This is a genomic window from Vibrio rumoiensis, assembly GCF_002218045.2.
Classification (GTDB): domain Bacteria; phylum Pseudomonadota; class Gammaproteobacteria; order Enterobacterales; family Vibrionaceae; genus Vibrio; species Vibrio rumoiensis.
In genome coordinates this window covers 2,664,201-2,681,747 of the sequence record NZ_AP018685.1, presented here as the reverse complement: position 1 = coordinate 2,681,747, position 17,547 = coordinate 2,664,201, and the positions used below count along the sequence as shown (strand labels likewise).

Below are 17,547 nucleotides of genomic sequence, written 5' to 3'. Positions count from 1 at the left end.
AAGCGCGCACTGTTATGAAGTGCGCGCTTTTGCTTTTTATTCGACTGAGAATTTATTCTTGCTCTTGTTCGCGAGCAATCGCACGGTAGCCAATATCGTTGCGATGGAACATACCATTCCAGCTGACTTGCTTGGCTAGCTGGTAGGCACGTTGTTGCGCTTCGGATACCGTATTACCTAATGCCGTCGCACACAGTACACGGCCGCCTGCCGTGACCACATCGCCATCAGCATTATTTGCCGTGCCTGCGTGGAAGATTTTTTGGTCTTCAACACTTGCGTCTGTAGGTAAGTTAATCACATCGCCTTTTGCGTAATCACCCGGATAACCACCGGCGGCTAACACAATGCCAATCGAGGCACGAGGATCCCAATGTGATTCCGCTTCATCTAATTTTTCATCAACCGCCATTAAGCACAGTTCAACTAAATCCGATTGCATACGCATCATGATAGGTTGAGTTTCTGGATCACCAAAGCGGCAGTTATATTCAATTACTTTTGGTGTGCCATCGGCCATGATCATCAGGCCTGCGTAAAGGAAGCCAGTATAAGGATAACCCTCTGCATCCATGCCGCGTACGGTTGGGTAAATAACCTCATCAAGCACACGTTGGTGGATTTCAGGGGTAACAACTGGCGCAGGAGAATAAGCGCCCATACCGCCGGTATTCGGCCCAGTATCTTTATCACCCACACGTTTATGATCTTGGCTGGTGGCCATTGGCAGTACGCTTGAGCCATCTACCATCACGATAAAGCTGGCTTCTTCGCCATCGAGAAATTCTTCTACAACAACTCGGCTTCCTGCTTCACCAAAGGCATTGCCCGCCAGCATATCTTGAATGGCATCTTCTGCTTCCTTTAGAGTCATCGCAACGATAACGCCTTTACCCGCCGCAAGACCATCGGCTTTAATCACAATCGGTGCGCCTTTCTCGCGCACATAAGCCAATGCAGGCTCGATTTCGGTGAAGTTAGCGTAATCAGCTGTTGGGATCTTATGACGCGCTAGGAAGTCTTTGGTGAACGCCTTAGAGCCTTCAAGTTGTGCGGCATCTTTGGTTGGGCCAAAGATAGGCAAGCCTGCGGCACGGAATGCATCCACGACACCAATCACTAATGGCGCTTCTGGGCCAACGATGGTTAATTCAATGGCCTTTTCTTTGGCAAACGCGACTAAGCTATCGATGTCTTCAACGCCGATATTAACGTTTTCCAGCTTAGGTTCTAGCGCGGTGCCAGCATTGCCCGGAGCAACGAATACCGTTTCTACAGTTGGGTTTTGCGCCGCTTTCCAGCCGAGGGCGTGTTCGCGGCCGCCGGCGCCAATAATTAAAATGTTCATATTTATCGTATCTCTTGTTAAAAGCGTTTCTCGAACACTCGTTTCTCGTTGCTCGGAAAATCAAAAACGACACATCGAGCAACGAGACACGAAAATATTAATGACGGAAATGACGCATGCCGGTAAAGATCATCGCCATGCCATGTTCATCAGCCGCTGCAATCACTTCGTCATCGCGCATTGAACCGCCTGGTTGAATCACACACTTAATGCCGGCTTCTGCAGCTGCGTCGATACCGTCACGGAATGGGAAGAAGGCATCTGATGCCATCACACAACCTTCTACTTGCAGACCTTCATCAGCCGCTTTAATGCCGGCAATTTTAGCCGAGTAAACACGACTCATTTGGCCTGCACCCACACCAATTGTCATGTCGCCTTTTGAGTAAACAATCGCGTTTGATTTGACGTATTTCGCGACTTTCCAGCAAAATAGTGCGTCTTTTAATTCTTCATCGGTTGGTTGACGTTTTGAAACGACTTTCAAGTCATCAAGCGTTACCATGCCTTGGTCACGGTCTTGAACCAGTAGACCACCGTTGACACGTTTCACATCAAAACCTGTGGTCTTCGTTGCCCATTCACCACACTCTAGTAAGCGAACGTTTTTCTTCGCTTCTACTACTTTAATCGCTTCTGCTGAAACAGAAGGAGTAATAATGACTTCTACGAATTGACGATCAACAATCGCTTGAGCCGTTGCGGCATCGAGTTCACGGTTAAATGCAATGATGCCACCGAAAGCAGAGGTTGGATCGGTTTGGTAAGCGCGGTTGTAGGCTTCTAGGATGTCAGAGCCCAGTGCCACACCACATGGGTTAGCGTGTTTCACAATCACACACGCAGGCTCGTTAAACTCTTTCACACACTCTAGCGCCGCGTCAGTATCGGCGATATTGTTGTAAGACAGCGCTTTACCTTGGATTTGACGAGCAGTAGACACCGATGCCTCTTGTGGTTTGGCTTCTACGTAGAAAGCAGCGGCTTGGTGGCTGTTCTCACCGTAGCGCATGTCTTGCTTTTTCTCGAATTGTTGATTGAAGGTACGTGGGAATTTGCTTTCTGCATCGCCTTCTTTGTTCTCGCCGTAGCTAGGAACCATGGTACCGAAGTAGTTAGCGATCATACCGTCGTAAGCTGCGGTGTGTTCAAATGCTGCAATGGCTAAATCGAAACGCGTTTCTAGCGTTAGCGACTTGTCGTTAGCATCCATTTCAGCGATCACGCGATCGTAATCGTGAGCGTTTACCACAATGGTCACATCTTTATGGTTTTTGGCAGCGGAGCGAACCATGGTTGGGCCGCCAATGTCGATGTTTTCAACGGCGTCTTCTAAACTGCAGCCTGCTTTGGCAACGGTTTCAGCAAAGGGATAAAGGTTCACTATGACGATGTCGATAGGCTTGATGCCGTGCTCTTCCATTACGGCTTCATCAGTACCACGACGGCCTAATACGCCACCATGCACTTTCGGGTGAAGCGTTTTAACACGACCGTCCATCATTTCAGGAAAACCTGTGTAATCAGACACTTCTGTAGCGGTGATGGCATTATCTTGCAGCAGCTTAAATGTGCCGCCAGTTGAAAGAATTTCTACACCACGTTGAGTCAGTGCTTGAGCGAATTCCACAATACCAGTTTTGTCAGATACGCTGATTAAAGCGCGGCGAATTGGGCGAGCGTTTTGCATGGCTTCCATATTCCTTAAATCACGGAGTTAAAAACAAAGAAAGATGTTTGCCAAAGCGATACTAAAGTGAGTACAAGCATACTTTGGTAAAAATCTTTATTGTTTCAGAGTGGCGATGGGCTATTCGCGAAACACCAAGATTTGATGGCGCACATTCTAACTAACTTCAAACTAAAAAGCTCGAGCAATCGTTTGGCTTTTTTGTTTGTTGATAAAAATCAAAAGGTTAGTCTTTGAATATATCTCGGAAAAAGTGACCGGTTTCTTTGGCGGCATCACGGGTGGCATGACCGATGGTTTTCCCCGCTTCTTTCGTCGCTTGCGCGGCATCACGGGCGTTTTCTTTGAACTCTTGTTTGTCTTGGCTAGCACAACCGAGCATGGTGGCGGCCATCAATAACAATAGAAAGTGATGAGTGATACTTTTCATGTTTCATCCTTGAGCATATTAAAGTGATTAAATCATAACCTGTAGTTGTGTTCTTGTTAAGCCGAGTCTCTCAGAATCATTTTAGGAGGGATAATAATACGTTGTGGCGGCAAATGCGGTTGCTGCATTTTTCGTAAAATCTGCAATGCGGCTTGCTGGCCGATATTATGAGTCGAAGTATTTACAAAGCTCAAAGAGGGAGTGGTTAATTCGCCTTCTGCTGCCCCATCAAAACCTAAAATCGCCACCTGTTGACCGATGTAATTATCTTTACCGATGGTTTTTCCTGCTGCTTGTGCGCCATATATTGCGCCAATCGCGGTCGCGGAACGATGGCATAATAAGGCGGTAATTTTAGGGTGTTTATTCAAAAGCTCTTGTGCGGCATCAGCGGCTTGTTGTTGAGTTTTTCCACATTCGACAATCCACTCATTTTTAAACGGCAGACCGTATTGCATTAATGTCGAACAATATCCGCCGATTCGTTCAGCGCGGGTTAATGAATCGCCGGTGCCACCAAGATAAGCAATATGACGATGACCTTGTTCAATTAAATGTTTGGTGGCGAGGGTGGCCGCATGGGTGTTATCAGGGCCGATATAATCAATGCTTGCGTTAATATCGGCTCTTGCGATGCTAATCGCTGGAATGTTGGCTTGATTGATTAGATCGAAATTAGCTTGTGCGCCTTCTCTTACTGGGCAAAAAATTAATCCTGCTACACCTTGTTGGATCATTGATTGTAGGCAATTCAGTTGTTTGGTTTTATCGTTACCAGATTGAGCAAGAAATAACATATAGCCTTGTTTTTCTAGCTGATCGCTTAACCCGGCGGTGATGCCCATATAAAAAGGATCGGTAATATCTTTAAGCACCAACCCTACTAAGTTGGAAGTGTGAGAGCGCAAATTGGCGGCAGCAGTATTACGAACATACCCTAAGGTTTCAATCGCTTGGTTGACTTTGTGGATGGTGGCTTCGGAAATGCGACCTTTTCCACTCAAAGCGAGTGAGACGGTCGAAACAGACACACCAGCGTGTTTGGCGACATCGGTGATTTTAGGTTTTGGTATGCTCATGGTCCGCTAATTAATAAAAAGTGTATGGGGATAGATTCTTTTATCTCGATCACAAAATCAAACAATGCTTGTTTTAGCGGGAAATAACCGTGATCCAGTTGGCAAAATATATAGGTAAAACGTTTTATCCTCCGTGTCGAAATTAAAAACTATGCCGACAGTTATTTGAATCTACCTTCTGTCGGCATTTTTATAACCAAATTGATAAAACGTTTTAGCAGTCTTTTTATCAGGTTAACCAACCTATATGTGATGATTTGGAGTGACAATTATGTCCAATACAAAGAACAAAACCACTATTTGGGAGTTTTTCCAAAGCTTAGGCAAAACTTTCATGTTACCAGTGGCACTGCTTGCTTTTTCAGGGATCTTATTAGGGGTAGGGAGTTCACTTTCTAGCTCTGCGGTGAAGGAGAGCCTGCCTTTTCTTGATAATTTTATCCTTCAACTGATCTTTATGTGGATGACCAAAATTGGTTTGGTCGCGTTTATTTATTTACCCGTGATGTTTGCAATTGCCATCCCTCTAGGGTTAGCTCGTGAAGAAAAAGGCGTGGCGGCATTTGCCGGTTTCGTCGGTTTTGCCGCGATGAACTTATCGGTAAATTTCTACTTAACCGTTGCCGGTGTGATTGGCAATGCCGAGCTTGAAACCGCTTATGGTGTCAAATCGATCATCGGTATTCAGTCGATTGATACTGGGATTTTAGGTGCGGTCATTGTGGGTATTATCGTGGCGAAGCTGCATGCTCGCTTCTACACCTACAAAATGCCAGATTCATTAGCCTTTTTCGGTGGTGCTCGTTTTGTGCCTATCGTGACTGCTGTGCTATTAGGTGTGGTTGGTCTGATTGTACCGCTTGTATGGCCTTACTTTGCGATGGGGATTAATGGCATTGGTTCAGTGATTTCTCACGCTGGTCCATTTGGCCCATTCTTGTTTGGTACTGGCGAGCGCATGTTATTACCATTCGGTTTACACCATATTCTGGTGGCGTTAATTCGCTTTACCGAAGCCGGTGGTACTCTGCCGGTATGTGGCGCAGAAGTTAGCGGCGCACTCAATATTTTCTACGCTCAGCTATCTTGTTCTGATGTGACCAATTTTGACCCACAAGCGACCGCATTCTTATCACAAGGTAAAATGCCGACTTTCTTAGGTGGTCTACCTGGTGCTGCATTGGCGATGTACCACTGTGCTCGCCCTGAAAATCGCGGCAAAGTGAAAGCGCTATTGCTATCAGGTGTGGTGGCTTGTGTGGTAGGGGGGATTACTGAGCCACTTGAATTCTTATTCTTATTTGTTGCGCCTGTTTTGTATTTCGTACACGCTATTTTAACTGGCCTAGGCTTTATGGTGATGGGTCTATTAGGTGTGACGATTGGTAATACCGACGGCAATATTATTGATTTCTTAATCTTTGGGGTACTGCAAGGCACGAAGACAGAATGGTATTTGGTTCCAGTTGTCGCGGCAGTTTGGTTTGCGGTGTACTACGGGGTGTTCCGTTTTGCGATTACTCGCTTTAACTTAAAAACGCCAGGCCGTGAAGCAGAGAGCAATGATGAATTAGCTTTTGCTGCTGAAGTTAAAGAAAGCAAGTTAGGCTACAAAGGTGACATTATCCTTGAAGCATTAGGTGGCGCGAAAAATATCACGTCTCTTGATAACTGCATTACTCGCTTGCGTATGTCAGTCGAAGATATGTCACTGGTCAACGATGCAGTGCTGAAAGCCAATGGTGCACTAGGTGTTGTGAAACTTGATGAGCATAACCTACAGGTGGTGATTGGTCCGCAAGTGCACATGGTGAAAAATGAAATGCAAACATTGATGAAAGCGCCAGCATAAGGTCACGCGTTATTTAAAGGGTAGGGAGTTCTCTACCCTTTATCTGTTGTTAGTCTTTATTCAAACTTGAGGTTACGTATGTTTGATTTTTCTCGCGTGGTGGATCGTCACGGCACTTTTTGTACTCAATGGGATTACGTACAAGACCGCTTTGGGTATGCTGATTTGTTGCCTTTTACCATTTCGGATATGGACTTTGAAACCGCGCCTTGTGTGCTTGAAGCAGTAAAGCAACGAATGGAACACGGAGTGCTAGGTTATAGCCGCTGGAATCACGACCAATTTAAAAGTGCCGTCACGGATTGGTTTGCTAAGCGCTACGATGCCAAGCTTTCATCCGAGGCGTTAGTGTATGGTCCTTCGGTGATCTATATTATTTCGCAACTGATTCTACTCTGGAGCAAGCCCGGCGATGGTGTGTTAGTACACACTCCGGCTTATGACGCCTTTGGTAATATGTTGTCAGCCAATTATCGACAAATGTTAACCAGCCCTTTAATCAAAACTGAAAGCCGTTATGAGATAAATTGGCCGCAATTTGAAGCGCAAGCTGCACTACCACAATGCAAAATATTACTACTCTGTAGCCCGCAGAATCCTACTGGGCGAGTATGGACGCCTGATGAGTTGCAACGCATGGCCGATATTTGCCAGCGACATCAAGTGAAAGTGATTTCCGATGATATTCACATGGATATGGCGTTTGAACGTTATGTGCCGTGGTCAACGGTAGCGCTAAACGATCAATGGGCGTTAGTGAGCTCGGGTTCTAAATCGTTCAACATTCCAGCCTTAACCGGGGCTTATGCGTTTATACCCAATCAAGATCACCGTGATGCTTATCTGACTCAATTAAAAGCAGCGCATGGCTTGTCATCGCCTTCGATTCTTGGGGTGATCGCGCATATTGCCGCGTATCAGCAAGGGGAAGAGTGGTTAGAAGCGCTAAAACAATACCTTCATGGCAACCTGAGTTATGTCGCCGAGCAATTGGCTTGTGAGTTGCCACAATTGAATTATCAAGTCCCACAAGGCACCTATTTAGCTTGGATTGATTTGAACCCGCTTGGTATTGATATGGATGAGCTGCAACGTATTTTAATTGAAGAGCATAAGGTCGCTATTATGCGAGGAGATACCTATGGCAAAGAAGGCGAAGGGTATGTACGTCTGAATGTCGGTTGTCCACGCAGTAAAGTCGAAACTGGCCTAACGGCGCTGATTGCCGCGATTAAAAGCCTAAAACAAGCGTAATAATCGATAAAAAAGCCCTAGCGGAGATAACTAGGGCGACCTCAGTTGACAAGGCAAACGTTATTAAGCTTTGTTGATGGTTAGGTTAGAAGACAATGTTGGCTGAGATTTCGGTTTGTATTGCGCCAAGGTTAAGCCAACAAACACCAAACCTCCGCCAATTAAGTGAAACTGAGTAGGGTGCACACCCAGTAATAAGACACTGATACTGGCGGTAAAGATAGGAACTAAGTTCATAAATAAGGTTGCACGTTCCGCGCCAATTAAAGCGACCCCTTTTAACCAGCACCAAGGGGCGATGATTGAGGCGGCCAGCGCAGCAAAGCCAACCATTGGCCAAGCGTTGCTTTCAATCCCCCAATGTTGGCTTGAGAGCAATAATGGCAATTGTAATAAAGCACCAAGCAGTACCTGACAATACACCGCACACCAAGTGGTTAACGGTAGTTTCCATTTGTTGAGTAGTACTGAATACAGCGCATAGGCACAAGTGGAAGCCAGCATCAGCATGTCACCTTGCTTTAACCCTTGCGCCATTAATTGCAAAGGACTTCCTTCGGTCAACATATACAGCAAACCGGAGAAGGAGATCACCGCACCGATTAACGTGGTTTTACGTAGCTGAGAGCCGAGTAGTGGCACCGCAAGAAAAAGCCCAACTAACGGCATCAAAGACAAAAAGATCGCAATGTTGGTTGCGCTGGTGGTGTAAGCCGCGTAATACGCCAGACTTTGATTCAGTACCATACCGAGAGAAGCCAGTACGGTGAGCTTGACCAAATGACGTTTAATCACATCCCATTGTTTTATTGTTGGCAGTAAACAAAAAGGGCTGAGTACCAGTAAGGCGACAAACCAGCGGTAAAACGCAATCGCCCCTGGTTCAATCGTTGCGGTGGCCATTTTGCTGACCACGGCATTGGTAGCCCAAATCGCAACGGCAAAAATGGGAAAGAGACACTGAATAAATAATGTTCGGTTAATCGTCGCCATGATGCTTCCTCATGATGTATGACCTACGGATGAAAATGGGTAGGTAAAACGTTTTACCTTTGAGGTAGAGAGTGTGGCACGAAAAATAGGTGAACCCATAGGTTCGATCGGACAGTGAATCGGCCGATTCAGACAAGTGAGCAGAGATCTTGTAATGACAACGAAAGACACCGCAAACTCAACCTTTATGCCCAAGCTAGTGGACGCGTTGCCTAGTGCGGTATTTGTGCATTATTTTCATATTGCCGGTGGCACGGAAACCATGATTCATCAACATGACTGGGGGCAGGTACATCTGATTAAGCAAGGGGTGCTTGAAATGGAAGTCAATGGACGAAAAATGGTATCACCTGCCGGTTTTGCGATTTGGACACCGGCTCAAATTCGTCACCGAGCGTTTAATCGCCAAGATATCGAATATTGCGCGATTAATATTGATGTTACACGTTCCCACGATTTACCCACTCAAGCCTGCATGATTGCACTGCCACCTTTAGTGTTGGCGATTATTGATGATCTGGTGGCGCGCAAAGTGGATAAGATTGAAAGCCATCAAGATACCTGCTTAACCGATGTATTGCTTGAGCGGTTAGCAAGCGCTCACCAAGTTGATGATTTTCTACCGACCACCCAAGATTCATTGCTCCAGCCCATACTGGAAGAATTAGAAGCCAACCCAGCCAATAATTGCCCTTTATCAGAATGGGCCAAACGCGTTTTTACAACCGAACGCACCTTACATCGACGCTTTCAAAAGCACTTACGCATGAGCTTTAATGAATGGCGCCAGAGATTAAAAATTATCACCGCGCTGCAATTGTTAAAGCAACCCGACTCAATTAGCCAAGTGGCTTATCAACTTGGTTATAGTGATGCTTCGGCGTTTATTAAAATGTTTCGTAAGCACACCGGGTTAACCCCAGCCGCTTACCGACAACAAATTAATGCCACCTCGACAAAGGAAACCTTATGAATTTATTTAAAAAGTTTACCCAGGCATTATCTGGCGACAAACAGCAAGATTTTACTTACTTAACACAGATGAGTGATAAGCAACTGCAAGCACTTACCACCGATGGACAATCAAAAGCAGAAAAGCATGCAGCGCAGCAGGAATTATTGAAGAGGGCGTTGCACTAAACATGAGTCAATACATTGTTGGGGTATGACTGTTATGCGCATGATTACAACAGCATATTTCAAATGTGAAGAGAGTTTGTTTTATATAAAGAAAGGCTTACGCATTAACGTAAGCCTTTTCATATTGAACTAATAGTAAGAGTTATGCTTTTAATAGCCCTTCAATTTCATTGGAAATAAATTGTGCTCTGGAGCCAAGGATTACTTGGATTCCGGTATCGCCGACATAAACAACCCCCTTAGCACCTAATTGAGTGAGGCCATCTTTATCAATAAGATCACCTTGTTTAAGCTGCAATCGTAATCGAGTGATACAAGCTGTAGACGATTGAATGTTATCAAGTCCGCCCACGCTGGCGAGTACTTTATTGGCCAATTCATTGTCTGAAATGTCATCGATGTTAGTCGTGATGGTGACACGACCCGGTGTTTTTACATCTAACTTTCTGATCACAAAGCGGAATACACCATAATAGATGATTGCCATTGGGATACCGACAATCACTCCGCTTAAATAATTGGTTTCAAAACCGTTGAGTGATGGAACAATACCAAATGAGATGTAGTCAATTAATCCCGCCGAGAACGACTTCGCAATATGAGCATCCAGTAAATACATCGCCATGTAAGACAGGCCCGCCATGATGGCGTTAAAGACGTATAAAATAGGTGCAACAAAAATAAAAGTGAACTCTACCGGTTCCGTTATGCCTGTTAAGAAACAGGTTAATGCGGCAGAAAATAAGATACCCGCAGCGATTTTTTTGTTTTTGGTGTGGGCTTCATGGTACATGGCCAAACAGGCTGCAGGTAATGCAAACAGCATCAAAGGAAACTCGCCTTGCATAAACTTACCGGCATTTTGGTAGCTATCGGTCGAGAAAGATTTCACACCTTCGGCAAGCATTTTGAACCATATAGTCTGATCTCCATGAATGACTTGCCCTGCTGTTGTGGTGTACTCACCAAATGAATACCAGAAAGAAGGGTACCAAATATGGTGCAAACCAAGAGGGATTAACGCCCTTTCTGTTAAGCCAAAAATGAAGGTGGATAGTGCTTGATTACCACCATTAACGATGCCAGATAACGCATTGATACCATCTTGAATATGCCCCCAAATATAAGGGAGTAATAAACCAAGAAAAAAGGAAAATAACGCTGTGGCGAGTGGAACAAAACGTTTTCCAGAAAAGAATCCTAGAAATTCAGGAAGCTGTATTGCATGAAATTTATTGTAGCAATAGGCTGCCAAAATACCGGAAATTAAGCCACCAAACACGCCCATTTGCAGGCTAGGGATACCAAGCACTAACGCATATTTTCCACCGGACATTGCCATTTCTGGTGTGATATTTAGCATCGTGCCTATTGTGGTGTTAATGATGAGAATAGAAACCGCAGCTGATAATGCTGCAATGCCCGATTCCCCCGCTAAGCCCACTGCCGATCCAATCGCGAATAATAGGGGTAAGTTATCAAAGATTACGCCACCCGCGTGCATCATTAATGGTAGGTCAAACTTGTCTCCAAACGCGAGCAATAAGCCTGCAGCGGGTAAGAGTGAAATCGGTAGCATTAACGCTCGGCCAATTAACGATAATCTGGAAACGGCGCCAGTGAGTGATTTTATAAGGTCCATAAATCATTTCCTCCTTGAATTCATGACAAGGAGATTATAAGAAGGGCCGAGTCAAGTAAGCGAAATAAAGCGATGTTTTTATTAAAAATTAAACGTTTTACTTTATAAATCGACTTTTTAGTTAAACGTTTTACTTCTCGAAAATTTTTATAAAGTACTTATTTATGATGAATGCTAGACGGGATCATCAGGCGAAAGGAAGGGGATTCCTCTTTGGGAGAGCCCTCTATTTCTTGACTGACTTCAAAAAATCGTCGGCAAGCTTGAACACCTATTTCCCCTAAGTCGGCTGAAATAAATAATGATGAATCGTTAAAATAGAAGGTTGGTTTTGTATCCACAAAGCAGATCAAGGAGACGACTTTACCGAAGACTTGATCGTAACCAACTTTGTGGCCTAAACGTTCAATGGCAACACATGCTTCAGCGTAAGATTCAAGGTCATGGCAGATCACGGCCGAGATTGCGGCATCTTCTTTCAATAAGTGAAAAACTCTTTCAGATAACCCTTCTTCAGAATCCAAAACACAATGAGTACTTGCGGATAAATTGGCGTGATTAAGTGCTTTAAAGTAGCCTGAAATTCGCTCAGCTCGGCACATAGAGCCAGTTTCGCCTCCCACATAGGCAACTTTTCTATGACCTTGATTGATGAAATAGTCTGTCGCCATTCTTCCTGAGTTAGCGTGGTCGACACCGAGATAATCGACGTTATCGGTAAATATGCTATTTTTTGATAAATCAATAATGGGTAAATCATTCGGAACAGAATCTAATGCCGCTTGATAAAAAGCGCCTCCGGATAAAGATAAACAATAAAAAATACCGTCAACGCCTTGGGAGATGAGCTGATGAGTTTGTTCGGTGAGCGTTTTCCATTGGTGATCACATTGATAGATATTTATCAGATAATCTTGTGCTTGCAGTTTATCAATCAAGCTTTTTAGAGTGTGGGATGTGTAGCTGCAGCTTATATCTCCCACCACGATGCCAATAGTTTTACTGTATTTAGAACGTAATTTTGCGGCAAGGTGGTTACGAACATAACCAATATCTTGAGCAATCTGAATGACTTTATCTCTTGTTTCAGGGGAAAGATTGCCCTTATTCCTTAATGCTAGCGATACCGTAGTGGTTGATACTTCGGCTTTTTTGGCAATGTCTTTGATCGTCACTGTATTTTTCATGAACTCTACTTGAATAGTGAAATATGGTTATCATCACGGTTTAGAGAGTGAACTATAGCTGATATTTTGAGTGGTGATTTTGATTATTTTACATATTCGCGGATAGGGAAATAAAGTGAATGGGAAAATGAAGGATAGTGTGATTAATTTACGAAACGTGATTTTTTAAGATATTAAAAATTGAGAGAAATATTTTGATAGTGTTCAATAACAAAAAAGGCTTACGAATGAACGTAAGCCTTTATTTTTTTAAACCAAATTACTTTAGTTCATGCCGTATTTTTTAAGCTTCTTACGAAGCGTACCACGGTTGATACCCATCATGTTCGCTGCACGAGTTTGGTTACCACGAGTGTACTGCATAACCATATCAAGCATTGGTTGTTCAACTTCTGCTAATACTAATTCGTAAAGATCGTTAACATCCTGGCCGTTTAGTTGAGCAAGGTAGTTCTTTAAAGATGCTTTTACTGAGTCACGTAGTGGCTTCTGTGTGATCTGGTCTTGTGATGTGACAGTCGTTACTGTTAGTGGTTCTGAAGTCAGATTTTGTTCGAACATAATTAGTCTTAGCTCTTCTGGTAATTATAATGCAACGTTATCTCTATCATTCGGCTGGTTAAAGGATCACCTACAATCAGCTTGGATAGACAAAATAACCTTTTAGCACATCGATTTGCTGTGAAGCGTCTTCGATGGCATTGAAAATACGGCGGAACGCACCTTCATCATCATGTTCTTTTAGATACCAACCCACATGCTTACGAGCGATGCGAGGGCCTAAGAACTCCCCATAAAATTCATGAAGAGCTTGAACATGGCCAATCAGGATATCTTGCACTTCTTCTTGTGGAAGCGGTGGCAAGTGTTCTCCGGTTTGTAAATAATGTTGGATCTGGTTAAAAATCCAAGGTCGACCTTGGGCAGGCCGTCCGATCATTAGAGCATCCGCACCAGTGTAATCGAGTACGAATTTCGCTTTTTCTGGGCTATCAATATCACCATTGGCAATCACGGGAATAGAGATAGCTTGTTTGACGGCTCTAATGGTGTCGTATTCTGCTTCGCCTTTGTACATGCAAGCGCGAGTTCTCCCGTGGAGTGCCAGTGCTTGTATGCCACATTGCTCAGCCATCTTGGCAACTTCGACACAGTTTTTATTGTCTGTGTCCCATCCTGTGCGCGTTTTTAAGGTTACGGGAACCTCCACTGCGTTCACCACCGCTTTTAATATCTGTTCGATAATATCGGGGCGTTGCAATAACGCGGAACCTGCCAGTTTTTTATTTACTTTTTTCGCCGGGCAGCCCATGTTGATATCGATGATTTGGGCACCGTTTTCAACACTGACTTGCGCGGCTTGTGCCATGAGATCAGGATCAGCTCCCGCAATTTGTACAGAACGAATGCCCGATTCGCCTTCATGTACCATGCGTTGTAGTGATTTTGATGTGTTCCAAACTTTAGGATTCGAGGACATCATTTCACTGACGGCCATACCGGCACCATATCGAAGGCACAATTCTCGAAACGGCCTATCGGTCACTCCCGCCATTGGGGCGACGATAAGGTTATTCGGTAATGTGTAGTTTCCGATTTTCAAAACAGCATCACACTTCATCTCTGCAAGGGCGCGCATTTTACGCATTTTTTCAGGGCGTGAAAAGACTAATATTTGACCATTTCATAAATACTTTACGAAATTGTCTACTTTTCAGTCAATTAGCCCCGAGTGTTGCAATAAAAAGTTTTTAACGCTGTGTTATGCCGGTATTTTTTGACCTGACTTCTTTTGGCCAGAGACGCGACACCATTCCTGTTGCTCTGCAATCGGATCAAGTTGGAATGCTTCTTGATAATATGACGCAACATCTTCTGCTTGAGTATCTAAGATACCAGACATGGCGATTAAACCGGATGGTTTGACTAAGCCAGAGATCACACCAGATAGTTCGCGCAGAGGGGCGGCAAGAATATTAGCAACCACGACATCGGCCACTAATCCTTCCGGTTGATTTTGAGGCAGGTAGAGCTCTAATTGGTCAGCCACGCCATTGCGTTCTGCGTTATCTTTCGATGCCACAATCGCTTGAGGGTCGATATCGATACCGATCACTTTAGCGGCACCTAACTTTATGGCCGCAATGGCGAGGATGCCGGAGCCACAACCAAAATCGATGACGGTTTTTCCGGTAAGGTCAATGCTGTCTAGCCAGCTTAAGCATAAAGCGGTGGTAGCGTGAGTACCGGTACCAAACGCAAGACCCGGATCAAGAAGAACGTTGACCGCGCTAGGATCGGGTACATCACGCCAGCTTGGACAAATCCACAGACGCTTACCAAATTGCATTGGGTGGAAGTTATCCATCCATTCGCGTTCCCAATCTTTATCTTCAAGTTGTTCTACTTTGTAGGCAAAATCAGCCGTTAACATGTTGCTCGCGCGCATTTGTTCTAATACCCAGTTGGTATCGGTTTCTGCGTCGTATAGCGCTAGGATATCGGTTTCACCCCACAGGCGAGTTTCACCCGGTAGTGGTTCAAAAATAGGAGCATCCTTAGCATCAAGAAAGGTGACCGACAGAGCGCCAGTTTGCTCCATTAACATATCGCCTAATGTTTCAGCATTGTCTTTGGTAGCGTTAATTTTAATTTGAATCCAAGGCATGGGGTTGGCCTCTACTAGGTTAATGAATATTGAAATATACGAGAAATTGGGGCGAAGTTTAGCAGATGAGCCACTTTTTGTAGAGGTTTATACCTAGCCGATAACGCTGCCGTGCTTGAGGGGGCACGACAGCGACACATTAGATGGTTTGCGTTTTAAGGTTAGGTTTGAGTTTGCTGCCAATAATAAAGGCTATTAATCCCAGCAGTAGCGTGGGAACGATAGCATGAACACCGCCCATATCGGGTTTGAAAGTGCTGAATGCAATATAAGAACACAGCCCGACGACCATCGACGCAAAAGCGCCAGTGGCTGAAGCGTTTTTCCAATAAAGCCCTAATACCAGTGGCCACAGGAATACCGCTTGCATGCCACCAAAGGCTAATAAATTCAGCCAGATGATCATATCCGGTGGATTAAGCGCCGCCACAAAGACTAATGCGGCGAAAATACCGGTTACCCACAATGATAATTTAGGTAGCGTTTTCTCGGCTTTTTCACCTTCGCCCATCGAAGGATTGATGTAGTTGATGTATAAGTCTTTGAGTAGCGTTGCCGAGGCTTGAATTAATTGTGAGTCGATGGTCGACATAATCGCCGCCATTGGGCCGGCTAAGAAAATCCCGGCAACCACCGGAGGCAGAACCGTGATCATCAAGGTGGGCATGATTTGGTCAGGGCTGGCGATATCGGGCACGATGGCACGGCCAAATGCGCCGGCTAAGTGCATGCCTAACATCAACAGCGCCACCATAATGGTGCTGATCACCATGCCTTTATGCAGTGACCCACTGTCTTTGTAAGACATGCAACGTACTGCGGCGTGAGGTAGACCAATTACCCCAAAACACACCAATACCCAAAAGCTCATCATAAAGGGTTCGCTAAGAAAATGATTTGGTCCATAAGGCGTGATTAAAGCGGGATCGATGGTGTGCAAGTCAGTGACGATTTCTCCAATGCTCCCACCAGCATGAACGATGCCGACCAGTAACGCGATGGTACCGATAATCATCATGATGCCTTGCAACGTATCGGTCATCACCACCGCGCGAAAACCGCCAATGGTGGTGTATAAACCCACAGTGATAGCAAAAATCATTAAACCATGAGTGTAAGAAAGACCAGTCACGGTTTGCAGTAGGCGTGCGCCCCCTACAAATTGAACCACCATAGTGCCAAAGAAGGCCAGTAATAATGATAATGAAGCAAATACAACAACGCCACGGTGTTGATAACGAGCGTACAGAATGTCATTTAACGTGAGTGCGTTATGACGACGAGCTTCAATCGCGAACTTTTTACCCAATACCCCGAGGGTCAGCCAGGTGGCCGGTAATTGGATCATCGCAAGTAATACCCAACCAAGCCCCATCTGATAAGCGGCGCCCGGGCCACCAATAAATGAGCTAGCACTGGCATACGTTGCAGCAAGGGTCATGGCAAGCACAAAGCCGCCCATGCTGCGACCGCCGACGAGGTATTCATTTAAAAAGCCTTGTTTGTTGCTGTGGCGACTGCTCCAAAAAGCGAGACCGAATACCGCAATAAGATATAAAGCTAGCGGAATAAGAATTTGGCTATTCATGATGATCTTCTTGTTCGATTTCTAATGACATATCTTGGTAGATCCATTTCACCATCGCGACACATAACAAAGTAAAAACAACAGGGCCGACGACACAAGCCATTAAAAACCATAGTGGGAAACCAAAGTAGAGAGTCGGCATCTCGGTGATATTTTCTGGACTAGGCGCTAAACCATAAGCCGAAACATACCACCAGACAAAATAGGCTAATGCGAGTCCAATTGCCCATTTGGCTTCTTTGTGTGCTTGTCGATAACGAGCTTGTAGTGTTTTCATGGCAATGGTGCTTTAGTGAACTGAAAGAGGGGAAGCATTTTTACAAACAATGGGAAGAAAGACAAATGGGAATAAGTTCCTAGTTTCTGGTTTCTAGGAGAGCGGCTTTCGTCGCTAGGGCGCTACGCTTCTCGTGGCTCGAAAAAGCGAAAGATGCTTGCGAGTTACGTGAGCGCTTCGCTTCGTGTTACGAGTAAAAGCAAGAGCAAAAAATATTGCGAGAGGTTGCTCGCTCTTACACGTGACGCGTCACTCGAAACAAGAATGCTTTTCGGCTCTCGAGCGAAGCGTCCCCGAATCCCGTCCCTTTCTTTTCGTGAAACGAGCAGCGCAGCGCCCGAGCCCCGACACCCAAAAACAAAAAAAGACCGCGGCTCTCGCCACGGTCTCTGTGTCTTT

At 44.9% G+C, this 17,547-nt stretch carries 16 protein-coding genes; 4 read left to right on the top strand and 12 right to left on the bottom strand.

The window, feature by feature from the left end:
* Positions 1-52: 52 nt before the first annotated feature.
* From purD to malI, 4 genes are all read right to left on the bottom strand, one after another.
* Positions 53-1,348, bottom strand: coding sequence for a phosphoribosylamine--glycine ligase (gene purD, locus VRUMOI_RS12195; protein WP_089137655.1), 1,296 nt, complete (start codon positions 1,346-1,348; stop codon positions 53-55).
* Between the two features lie 97 nt (positions 1,349-1,445).
* Complete coding sequence (purH, locus tag VRUMOI_RS12190) at positions 1,446-3,038, bottom strand: bifunctional phosphoribosylaminoimidazolecarboxamide formyltransferase/IMP cyclohydrolase (protein WP_089137732.1); 1,593 nt, start codon at positions 3,036-3,038, stop codon at positions 1,446-1,448.
* A 226-nt stretch (positions 3,039-3,264) separates the two neighbouring features.
* Positions 3,265-3,468, bottom strand: a complete 204-nt coding sequence (locus VRUMOI_RS12185; protein WP_089137656.1) for a hypothetical protein — start codon at positions 3,466-3,468, stop codon at positions 3,265-3,267.
* A 56-nt stretch (positions 3,469-3,524) separates the two neighbouring features.
* Complete coding sequence (malI, locus tag VRUMOI_RS12180) at positions 3,525-4,547, bottom strand: Mal regulon transcriptional regulator MalI (RefSeq protein WP_089137657.1); 1,023 nt, start codon at positions 4,545-4,547, stop codon at positions 3,525-3,527.
* A 271-nt stretch (positions 4,548-4,818) separates the two neighbouring features.
* On the opposite strand from malI, the gene malX reads away from it, so the two are divergent.
* On the top strand, positions 4,819-6,399 hold the full coding sequence (gene malX / locus VRUMOI_RS12175) for a maltose/glucose-specific PTS transporter subunit IIBC (protein ID WP_089137658.1): 1,581 nt from the start codon (positions 4,819-4,821) through the stop codon (positions 6,397-6,399).
* Positions 6,400-6,477: 78 nt separating this feature from the next.
* Entirely contained in the window at positions 6,478-7,653 is a 1,176-nt protein-coding gene (locus tag VRUMOI_RS12170) for a MalY/PatB family protein (RefSeq protein WP_089137659.1), read from the top strand.
* A gap of 63 nt (positions 7,654-7,716) precedes the next feature.
* Here VRUMOI_RS12170 and VRUMOI_RS12165 read toward each other — a convergent pair whose 3' ends face one another.
* Positions 7,717-8,646: a DMT family transporter gene (locus VRUMOI_RS12165; protein ID WP_089137660.1), complete on the bottom strand. Its 930-nt coding sequence runs from the start codon at positions 8,644-8,646 to the stop codon at positions 7,717-7,719.
* A gap of 154 nt (positions 8,647-8,800) precedes the next feature.
* Here VRUMOI_RS12165 and VRUMOI_RS12160 point away from each other — a divergent pair, with 154 nt between their 5' ends.
* Together VRUMOI_RS12160 and VRUMOI_RS19250 are read left to right on the top strand one after the other, a co-directional pair.
* Positions 8,801-9,619 (top strand): helix-turn-helix domain-containing protein, encoded by an 819-nt coding sequence (locus tag VRUMOI_RS12160; protein ID WP_089137661.1) that lies wholly within the window; start codon positions 8,801-8,803, stop codon positions 9,617-9,619.
* A complete protein-coding gene (locus VRUMOI_RS19250) occupies positions 9,616-9,786 on the top strand; it encodes a hypothetical protein (RefSeq protein WP_162598376.1) in 171 nt (56 codons plus the stop codon). Before VRUMOI_RS12160 ends, VRUMOI_RS19250 begins: the two co-directional genes overlap by 4 nt.
* Before the next feature lie 142 nt (positions 9,787-9,928).
* On the opposite strand, the gene VRUMOI_RS12155 is transcribed toward VRUMOI_RS19250, so the two are convergent.
* The 7 genes from VRUMOI_RS12155 to VRUMOI_RS12125 form a co-directional block, all read right to left on the bottom strand.
* Positions 9,929-11,428 (bottom strand): PTS transporter subunit EIIC, encoded by a 1,500-nt coding sequence (locus VRUMOI_RS12155; RefSeq protein WP_089137662.1) that lies wholly within the window; start codon positions 11,426-11,428, stop codon positions 9,929-9,931.
* 158 nt (positions 11,429-11,586) lie between these two features.
* Positions 11,587-12,615, bottom strand: a complete 1,029-nt coding sequence (locus VRUMOI_RS12150; RefSeq protein ID WP_089137663.1) for a LacI family DNA-binding transcriptional regulator — start codon at positions 12,613-12,615, stop codon at positions 11,587-11,589.
* 264 nt (positions 12,616-12,879) lie between these two features.
* Positions 12,880-13,176 (bottom strand): DNA-binding transcriptional regulator Fis, encoded by a 297-nt coding sequence (gene fis / locus VRUMOI_RS12145; protein WP_086962384.1) that lies wholly within the window; start codon positions 13,174-13,176, stop codon positions 12,880-12,882.
* A gap of 76 nt (positions 13,177-13,252) precedes the next feature.
* Positions 13,253-14,218 (bottom strand): tRNA dihydrouridine synthase DusB, encoded by a 966-nt coding sequence (dusB, locus tag VRUMOI_RS12140; protein ID WP_162598392.1) that lies wholly within the window; start codon positions 14,216-14,218, stop codon positions 13,253-13,255.
* A 159-nt stretch (positions 14,219-14,377) separates the two neighbouring features.
* Positions 14,378-15,283, bottom strand: a complete 906-nt coding sequence (gene prmA / locus VRUMOI_RS12135; RefSeq protein ID WP_089137664.1) for a 50S ribosomal protein L11 methyltransferase — start codon at positions 15,281-15,283, stop codon at positions 14,378-14,380.
* A 139-nt stretch (positions 15,284-15,422) separates the two neighbouring features.
* On the bottom strand, positions 15,423-16,871 hold the full coding sequence (gene panF, locus VRUMOI_RS12130) for a sodium/pantothenate symporter (protein WP_089137665.1): 1,449 nt from the start codon (positions 16,869-16,871) through the stop codon (positions 15,423-15,425).
* Positions 16,864-17,148, bottom strand: coding sequence for a YhdT family protein (locus tag VRUMOI_RS12125; RefSeq protein ID WP_089137666.1), 285 nt, complete (start codon positions 17,146-17,148; stop codon positions 16,864-16,866). The genes panF and VRUMOI_RS12125 overlap by 8 nt, the downstream gene beginning before the upstream one ends.
* Positions 17,149-17,547 lie beyond the last annotated feature (399 nt).